Here is an 8,380-nt window from a genome sequence, read left to right on the forward strand (position 1 = left end):
CGTCGGGCCCCGCGGCCGCCCGTCGGGCCCCTCGGTGACCTGTTAGAGCAGCGCCCCGGAGGCGAAGCGCAGGACGAGCTGCGGGGCGCCGGAGAGGGCGATGCCGAGGACGGTGGCGAGCGCGATGGCGGTGGCGAGGGGGGCCGGGATCGGGGCGTGGGGCGGCCGCGCTCCCGTGGGCGCGGCCTGGGGAGCGCCGGCTTCCCTGGTCTCCCCGGCTTCCTCGGCTTCCTCGGCTCCCCGGAAGAGCACCGCGGTCCACTGCAGGTAGTAGTAGAGCGCGATCACGACATTGACGGCCATGACGACGGCGAGCCAGGCCAGGCCCGCGTCGACGGCCACGGAGAAGACCGTGACCTTGGCGAACAGACCGATGATGCCCGGCGGCAGACCGGCGAGGCAGAGGAGGAAGAAGCCGAGGGCGAGCGCTACCAGGGGGCGCCGGGCGTACAGGCCCCGGTAGTCGGTGAGGCGGTTGGCCGGGCTCGTACGGGCCACCAGGGCGGCGACGGCGAACGCGCCCAGGTTCACGGCCGCGTACATCAGGGCGTAGGCGACGGTGGAGCCGATGGCGTGCGCCGGGTTGTGGGCGTAGCCGGCCGCCGCGATGGGGACCAGGAGGTAGCCGGCCTGGCCGACCGACGACCAGGCGAGCAGGCGGACGGCGCTGTGCGCGCGGCGCGGGTCCTGGCGGAGGGCCGCGGCATTGCCGACGGTCATGGTGAGCGCGGCCAGGACGGCCAGCGCCGGACCCCAGACGTCGGCGTACGAGGGAAAGCCCTGGACCGTGACGAGGATCAGGCCGGAGAAGCCGACGGCCTTGCCGACGACGGAGAGGTATCCGGCGATCGGGAGCGGCGCGCCGACGTAGGTGTCCGGCACCCAGAAGTGGAACGGGGCGGCCGCGGTCTTGAAGGCGAAGCCGACCAGGGTGAGCGCGACGCCGGCGCTCGCCAGGGTGGCCAGCCGGGGGTCGGGGAGGGCGGTGAGGGCGTGCGCCACCCGGGAGAGGTGCAGATTGCCGGTGGCCGCGTACAGGAAGCTCACGCCGAGCAGCATCACGGCGGTGGCGGCCACCGAGGACAGGAAGAACTTGAGGGCGGCCTCGGAGGAGAGCCGGTCGCCGCGCCGCAGTCCGACGAGTGCGAAGGCGGGCAGCGAGGCCACTTCGAGGGCGATGACGAGGGTGGCGAGGTCCCTGGAGGCGGGCAGCAGGGCGGCGCCGGACGCCGAGGAGAGCAGCAGGAACCAGTACTCGCCGGTGGGCAGGTCGTGGTCCTTGATGGTGTCGATGGACAGCAGGGCGGTCAGCAGCGCCCCGCCGAGCACCAGGAACTGGATGACCAGCGTGAACGGGTCGGCCACGTAGCTGCACGCATCGGGGTGGCCCGGGAGGCAGAAGGTGCGGCGGTCGCCGTCCAGGAGGGGCAGCAGAAAGAGCGCGGCGAGCGCGAGTCCCGCCGTGGAGACCCAGCCCAGCAGCGGCTTGCGGGCCGCCGGGAGGAAGAGGTCGGCGACGAGCACCGCCAGGGCGACGGCCGCGGCGATGGTGGGCGGTGCGATGGCGAGCCAGTCGACGGACTGGACCAAAGAGGTGATCGAGCTCATCACTTACCGCCTCCGAGGAGCTGCTGGACGGCCGGGTCGGTGAGGCCGAGGAGGGCCGCCGGCCACAGTCCGGCGAGGACGGTGAGGACGGCCAGGGGGGTCCAGGCCGCGTACTCGTAGTGCGCGATGTCGGGGATGGCGGGGGCCGGTGCGGGCGTTTCGGCCGCGGGCCCGGGGTCCGGGTCGGCCGGGTCGGCCGCGCCGAGCGGGGCGATCGCTGCGAGGTGCGGGGTGCCGCCCATGCAGACACGGCGGACGACGAGCAGCAGATAGGCGGCGGTCAGCAGGGTGCCGAGGCCGGCCAGCACCATGAACGTCAGGAAGGCGGGGCGGCTGAGGCCCGCGGCCGGCCGGAAGGCGCCGAACATCGCGAGCATCTCGCCCCAGAAACCGGCCAGCCCGGGGATGCCCAGCGAGGCGACGGCCCCGAAGGCGAGCAGGCCGCCGAAGCGGGGGGCCTTGCCGTACAGGGCGGCGCCGGTGCTGCCGGCCAGGGCGTCGAGGTCGCTGGTGCCGTAGCGGTCCTTGAGGGCGCCGACGAGGAAGAAGAGCAGGCCGGTGATCAGGCCGTGCGCGATGTTGGCGAACAGTGCGCCGTTGACGCCGGTGGGGGTCATGCTGGCGATGCCGAGCAGGACGAAGCCCATGTGGCCGACGGAGCTGTAGGCGATCAGGCGCTTGAGGTCGCCCTTGGCGCCCTGGCGTACCAGGGCGAGGCAGGCGAGCGATCCGTAGATGATGCCGATGGCGGCCAGCGCGGCGAGGTACGGCGCGAAGGTGTGCATGCCCTCGGGCGTGATGGGCAGCGCGATCCGGACGAAGCCGTACGTGCCCATCTTCAGCAGCACACCGGCCAGCAGCACCGAGCCGACGGTGGGCGCGGCGGTGTGGGCGTCCGGCAGCCAGCTGTGCAGCGGCCACATGGGGGATTTGACGGCCAGTCCGATGCCGACGGCGAGCACCGCGAGCACCTGAACAACGTGGCTGAGCTGGGCTTTCGGGCCGTTGTCAGTGGCGAGTGCCACCATGTCGAACGTGCCGGATTTCAGGCCGATGAGGAGGAGGCCCAGCAGCATCACGACCGAACCGAGCAGCGTGAAGAGGATGAACTTCCAAGCCGCCGCCTGCTTTTCCGCACCGCCCCAGCGGGCGATGAGGAAGTACATCGGGATGAGGACCATCTCGAAGGCGAGGAAGAAGAGCATCAGGTCCAGGACGGCGAAGGTGGCGAGGGTGCCGGCCTCCAGGACGAGCAGCAGGGCCACAAATGCCTTGGGAGACGGGCCCGTCGGCATGTGGAAGTAGCTGTAGAGCGCGCAGAGGAAGGTCAGCAGCGCGGTCAGGACGACAAGGGGGAGCGAGATGCCGTCGACGCCCAGGTGGATGCGGATGTCGAGCGCCGGGATCCAGCTGATGTCGGTGGTGGCCTGCATACGGGCCGGGTGGTCGTGGTCGAAGCCGACGGCCAGCGCGAGGGCTGCGGCGAGCACGACGCCGGTGACGGTCACGCCATGGCGCAGTACGGCCTGGTCGGGGTTGCGGCCCCGTAGACCGGGCGGGGCCGGCAGCAGGGCGCCGACCGCGCCCAGAAGGGGGAGGACGACGACCGCCGCGAGGAGGTACTGCAAAGCGGTGGGGTTCACGGGTCAGGCCCTCCTTTGGGTTTCGGCTCCGGCGAGCCCGGCCGCGAGGGGCGTCGGCTGGGGGTGCGGGGTGCGTGCACCGGGGGTTTGCGGCATCGGTCAGGCTCCCGTGCCCGTAGCGACGAGGACGGCGGCGATGGCCAGGACGAGCGAGCCCGCGAGCAGCGCGCCGAGGTAGGTCTGCACGTTTCCGGTCTGGGCGCGGCGGACGGCGGCGCCCAGCCAGCGGGGGGCGGCGCCGGCGCCGCGGACGTAGGTGTCGACGACCTCGCGGTCCAGGAAGCGGACGAGCGTGGCGGCGGCGCGGACGGGCCGGACGAACAGCGCGGAGTAGACGGCGTCGACGTGGAAGCCGACGGCCGCGTGGCGGTGCAGCGGGCCGAGGAGAAGGCGGCCGGGGTCGGCGGGATCGGCGGCGCCGGCGACGTCCCCGTAGACCGGGGCGTGGGTGGCCATGGCTGTCTCCTCGGCGACCGCGGGGCTGGCGTCCGGGTCGACGACGACCGCACCGATCGGGGTGCGGGCGGCGAGCGCGGTGGTGTGGCGCCAGGTGGCGTAGGTGACCAGGCCGCCGACGAGGGCGATACCGGTGCCCAGGACGGAGGTGGTCAGGGTCGGCGCGAGCGAGCGTCCGTCGAACCACCCGGGCAGGAGGGGGGCGGCGAGGCCGAGCGCGACGGTCGGCAGGAAGAGCACCCACAGGACGGCGTTCATGACGACCGGCTGCGGGATTGGGGTCTCCCCTGCTCGAACGGAGTTGAGAGCTTGGGGAAGGTCGGGGGCTTCGATGCCCTTGCCCTTGAAGGCCAGCAGCCACAGGCGGGCGGCGTAGGCCGCGGTGAGGAGGGCGGTGAGCAGTCCGGAGATCAGTACGGTCCAGCCGGCGGCGCCGGGGATGCCGTGCGCCGCACCGCCGGCGGCGTGCTCGGCGGCGCCCAGGACGGCTTCCTTGGAGAAGAAGCCGGCGAACGGCGGGATCGCGGCGAGCGCGAGCAGCGCGACGGTGACGGTCCAGTAGGCGTCCGGGATGCGCCGGGCCAGGCCGCTCATCCGGGACATGGCGGCCAGCGAGTTGGTGCCGGCGGCGTGGATGATCACGCCCGCGCCGAGGAAGAGGAGGGCCTTGAACGCACCGTGGGAGATGAGGTGGAAGACGGCGGCACCGCGGTCGCCGACGGCCAGCGCGCCCAGCATGTAGCCGAGCTGACCGACCGTCGAATAGGCCAGGACGCGCTTGATGTCGTCCTGGGCGAGCGCCGCCAGACCGGAGCCGACCATGGTGATCGCGGCCATGACGGCCATCACGATCAGCGCGGCCGCTGAGGCGGCGAAGACCGGGAGGAGACGGGCCACGACATAGATACCGGCCGCCACCATCGTCGCGGCGTGGATCAGCGCCGACACGGGCGTCGGGCCGGCCATCGCGTCCGGGAGCCAGGTGTGCAGCGGGAACTGCGCCGACTTGCCCGCGACACCGGCGAGCAGCAGCAGCGCGATCAGCGTCGGGTGGTCCAGGCCGCCATTGGCGACGGAGCCGAGGATGCCGGTGATGCGGAAGGTGCCGGTGTCGGCGGCCAGCGCGAAGATGCCGAAGAGGAAGGGGACATCGCCGAGCTTGGTGACGAGGAATGCCTTGAGGGAGGCGGCGCGGGCGGTCTCGGTCTCCCAGTAGTGGCCGACGAGGAAGTAGGAGCAGATGCCCATGACTTCCCAGCCGACCAGCAGCACCATCAGATCGCCGGTGTAGACGACCAGCAGCATCGCGGCGGTGAAGAGGGAGACCAGCGCGGCGTAGGAGGGGTAGCGCGGGTCGTCGCGCAGATAGCCGGTGGAGTAGATCTGCACACAGCTCGCCACGACACCGACCAGCACGGCGATCAGCGCGGCGAAGCCGTCGATGTGCAGGGCCAGGTCGATGGGGATCGAGCCGGTCGGGGTGAGCCGGGTGGCGACGTCGGTGGCCGGGCCGCCGCCCTGTCCGACGGCGACGGTCACGGTGAGCGCGGCCGCGGCGAGCGTGGGCAGCACGGCCAGCGGCCGTACGAACCCGGGCATACGGCGCCCCAGGAGGAGGCCGGCGACGGCCCCTAGGAAAGGCAGGAGAGGAACGAGAACGGCGGTGGTCGTGAGCGTCACGCGGTGGCCTCCGCCTTGGTGTCCGGCTGCGGGGTGCCGTCCGCCGCGTCCGCCTCACCCGTCTTCTCGGCGAGGTCGCGGAGCCGGTCGATGTCGGAGCTGCCGCGGTTGCGGTAGACGAGCAGCACGATCGCCAGACCGATGCCGATCTCGGCGGCGGCGATGGCGATGGTGAAGAGGGTGAGCGCCTGGCCGGCGTGCAGGGTGTCGCGCAGCCAGACGTCGAAGGCGACGAGGTTGAGGTTGACGGCGTTGAGCATCAGCTCGACGGACATCAGCACCAGGATCGCGTTGCGGCGGGCCAGCACGCCGTACAGACCGGTGCAGAAGAGGAGGACGGCGAGGACGGCCGGATAAGCGAGATGCATCAGCGCTGCTCCTCTCGCGGGGCGGGGGCACGGGAGGCGCTGTTGTCGAGGGCCGCCACCGAGGCCTTGCCCCCGTCGGCCTTGCGGGACAGCACGATCGCCCCGACGAGCGCGGCGAGCAGCAGTACGGAGAGCGCTTCGAAGGGCAGCACCCAGTACTGGAAGAGGCTGCGCCCGGAGACCTCGGTGGAGCCCTGGGCGGGGCCGTCGAGGTTGATCCAGGTGGCGCGGAAGGCGTCCACGACGACCCAGACCAGGGACGCGGCCGAGGCCAGGGCCACCGCGAGCGCGGCCCAGCGGTTGCCCGAATCGGCGTCCGGGGAGCGGCCGATGGGCGCCTTGGTGAGCATCAGCCCGAAGAGCAGAAGGACGACGACGGAACCGACGTAGATCAGCACCTGCACCCAGGCGATGAACTCGGCCGTGAGGAGGAGGTAGGCGACGGCGACCCCGCCGAGCGTGACGACCAGCCAGAGGGCGGCGTGCACCAACTGCCGGGTGGTGACGGTGATGACGGCCGCGCCGAGGGTGGCGATACCGACGAGAACGAAGGCGATCTCGACACCGGTGGGTGAGAGGAAGCCGTGGCCGGCGGTGGCGGCGAGCGTCACGTGCCCTCCTCTGAGGTGTCCGGTCGGTCCTGGGCCTGAACCTGGCCCCGGTCCTGTTCCTGGGCCTCGGCCTGTTCTGCTTCTGCCTGCTGCTGGGCCGCGAACTTGTCCGCGGTCTTACGGGCGGCGGCGATCTCCTTCGGCTCCTCGGCCGCCGGGTCGAGCGCCGGCGGCTCGGGCACCGTCCACATCCACTCGCGCAGCTTGTCGCGCTCATGGGTCAGATCGCGGATGTCCGTCTCGGCGTACTCGAATTCCGGCGACCAGAAGAGCGCGTCGAAGGGGCAGACCTCGATGCAGATACCGCAGTACATGCACAGCGCGAAGTCGATCGCGAAGCGGTCCAGCACATTGCGGCTGCGCTCCCGTCCTCCGGGCGCGGCCGGCGGCACCGTCTCCTTGTGGGAGTCGATATAGATGCACCAGTCCGGGCACTCACGGGCGCACAGCATGCAGACCGTGCAGTTCTCCTCGAACAGCCCGATGACACCGCGGGTACGGGGCGCGAGGTCGGGCTGGACGTCCGGGTACTGCGCGGTGACCGACCGCTTCGTCATCGTCCGCAGGGTGACGGCCAGGCCCTTGGCGAGGCCGCTTCCGGGCCAGCCTGTCTTCTTTTCCAGGGCCATTACGAGATCACCACCTTGATGACGCCGGTGAGGGCGATCTGGGCGAGAGCGAGCGGGATGAGAACCGTCCAGGCGAGCTTTTGCAGCTGGTCCTCGCGCAGCCGCGGGTAGGTCACCCGCAGCCAGATGACGCCGAAGGCGAGGATCGCCGTCTTGAGCAGCGTCCACAGCCAGCCCAGGCCGTCGGCGCCGAACGGGCCGTGCCAGCCGCCCAGGAAGAGCACCGAGGTCAGCGCGCAGAGCACGACGATGCCGGCGTACTCGGCCAGGAGGAAGAGGGCGAAGCGCAGTCCGGTGTACTCGGTGTATGCGCCGAAGATGATCTCCGAGTCGGCGACCGGCATGTCGAACGGCGGCCGCTGGAGCTCGGCGAGCCCCGCGGTGAAGAAGACCACCCCGCCGACGATCTGCCACGGCACCCACCACCAGTGGAAGGCCTCGACGATGCCGGGCAGCGAGAGCGTGCCGGCCGCCATCGCGACGGAGGCCGCGGCGAGCAGCATCGGCAGCTCGTACGCGAGCAGCTGCGCGGCCGTCCGCAGACCGCCGAGCAGCGAGAACTTGTTCGCCGAGGCCCAGCCGGCCATCAGCGAGCCGAGCACACCGACGCCCATGACGGCGAGGACGAAGAAGATCCCCGCGTCCAGGTTCTGCCCCACGGCGTTGTGCGGGCCTATCGGGATGGCGACCAGGACCAGGAGGTACGGCAGCAGGGCGACGGCGGGCGCGAGCTGGAAGATCCGCCGGTCGGCGCCCGCCGGAACGATGTCTTCCTTCTGCGCGAACTTCACACCGTCGGCGACCAGCTGTGCCCAGCCGTGGAACCCACCCGCGTACATGGGGCCGAGCCGGCCCTGCATATGGGCCATGACCTTGTGCTCGGTCTGCCCGATGACCAGGGGGAAGACCAGGAAGGCGACGAAGACGGCGATGAGGCGCAGCGCGATGTCGAGAGCGTCGCTCATGGGGTGTCGCCTCCTGCCGGGTCTTGGGGCTCGTCCTGTTCGGGCTGCGGCTTCGGTTCGGGCTGTGGCTCCGGCTCCGCCTGCTGCTCCGGTTCGTCGAAGGCCGGGCGCGCGTGGTGCCACGGTGCGTCGGCGGAGCGCGGGGCCGCCGCCTTCGGGGCCGCCGCCGGGGTCTCCTCGGGCGCGGCCGCTTCCGCCGCCGCCTGCTGCTGGCTGGCCGAACCCTCGCTCACCGAGCGCGTACGACGTGCCGGACGCTCCGGTCGCTCGGCAGGCGCCGCAGCTGCTGGGGCTGCCGGGCCTGCTGGGGCAGCCGGAGTTCCGGTCCCCTCCCCCGCCGCCTGCTGGCTGGCCGAGCCCGCGCTCGCGGTCCGGGTACGCCGCGCCGGACGCTCGCCCGCGGCGGCGCCCGCGGCACCC

General features: G+C 72.0%; 7 protein-coding genes and 1 pseudogene. All 8 read right to left on the minus strand.

Annotation, left to right across the window (positions count from 1 at the left end; genetic code table 11):
• Positions 1-42 precede the first annotated feature (42 nt).
• A complete protein-coding gene (locus DY245_RS14260; protein WP_128507258.1) occupies positions 43-1,608 on the minus strand; it encodes an NADH-quinone oxidoreductase subunit N in 1,566 nt (521 codons plus the stop codon).
• Positions 1,608-3,236: a complex I subunit 4 family protein gene (locus tag DY245_RS14265; protein WP_128507286.1), complete on the minus strand. Its 1,629-nt coding sequence runs from the start codon at positions 3,234-3,236 to the stop codon at positions 1,608-1,610. Before DY245_RS14265 ends, DY245_RS14260 begins: the two co-directional genes overlap by 1 nt.
• Positions 3,237-3,350: 114 nt before the next feature.
• Positions 3,351-5,387: an NADH-quinone oxidoreductase subunit 5 family protein gene (locus tag DY245_RS14270; protein ID WP_128507260.1), complete on the minus strand. Its 2,037-nt coding sequence runs from the start codon at positions 5,385-5,387 to the stop codon at positions 3,351-3,353.
• A complete protein-coding gene (gene nuoK / locus DY245_RS14275; protein ID WP_128507262.1) occupies positions 5,384-5,755 on the minus strand; it encodes an NADH-quinone oxidoreductase subunit NuoK in 372 nt (123 codons plus the stop codon). Before nuoK ends, DY245_RS14270 begins: the two co-directional genes overlap by 4 nt.
• Positions 5,755-6,366, minus strand: a complete 612-nt coding sequence (locus DY245_RS14280; protein ID WP_128507264.1) for an NADH-quinone oxidoreductase subunit J family protein — start codon at positions 6,364-6,366, stop codon at positions 5,755-5,757. Before DY245_RS14280 ends, nuoK begins: the two co-directional genes overlap by 1 nt.
• Complete coding sequence (locus DY245_RS14285) at positions 6,363-6,995, minus strand: NuoI/complex I 23 kDa subunit family protein (protein WP_128507266.1); 633 nt, start codon at positions 6,993-6,995, stop codon at positions 6,363-6,365. The genes DY245_RS14280 and DY245_RS14285 overlap by 4 nt, the downstream gene beginning before the upstream one ends.
• Entirely contained in the window at positions 6,995-7,960 is a 966-nt protein-coding gene (locus DY245_RS14290) for a complex I subunit 1/NuoH family protein (protein ID WP_128507268.1), read from the minus strand. Before DY245_RS14290 ends, DY245_RS14285 begins: the two co-directional genes overlap by 1 nt.
• A pseudogene (locus DY245_RS14295) lies at positions 7,957-8,380 on the minus strand (NADH-quinone oxidoreductase subunit C); the annotation flags it as partial. The gene DY245_RS14290 and the pseudogene DY245_RS14295, both read right to left, overlap by 4 nt.

Origin of the sequence: Streptomyces inhibens (genome assembly GCF_003389455.1) — a bacterium.
Classification (GTDB): Bacteria; Actinomycetota; Actinomycetes; order Streptomycetales; family Streptomycetaceae; genus Streptomyces; species Streptomyces inhibens.

Bases quoted from the DNA above. Each gene is read 5' to 3' on its own strand.
- DY245_RS14290 (WP_128507268.1), bottom strand. From the start codon at position 7,960: ATGAGCGACGCTCTCGACATCGCGCTGCGCCTCATCGCCGTCTTCGTC.
- DY245_RS14285 (WP_128507266.1), bottom strand. From the start codon at position 6,995: ATGGCCCTGGAAAAGAAGACAGGCTGGCCCGGAAGCGGCCTCGCCAAG.
- DY245_RS14260 (WP_128507258.1), bottom strand. From the start codon at position 1,608: ATGAGCTCGATCACCTCTTTGGTCCAGTCCGTCGACTGGCTCGCCATC.
- nuoK (WP_128507262.1), bottom strand. From the start codon at position 5,755: ATGCATCTCGCTTATCCGGCCGTCCTCGCCGTCCTCCTCTTCTGCACC.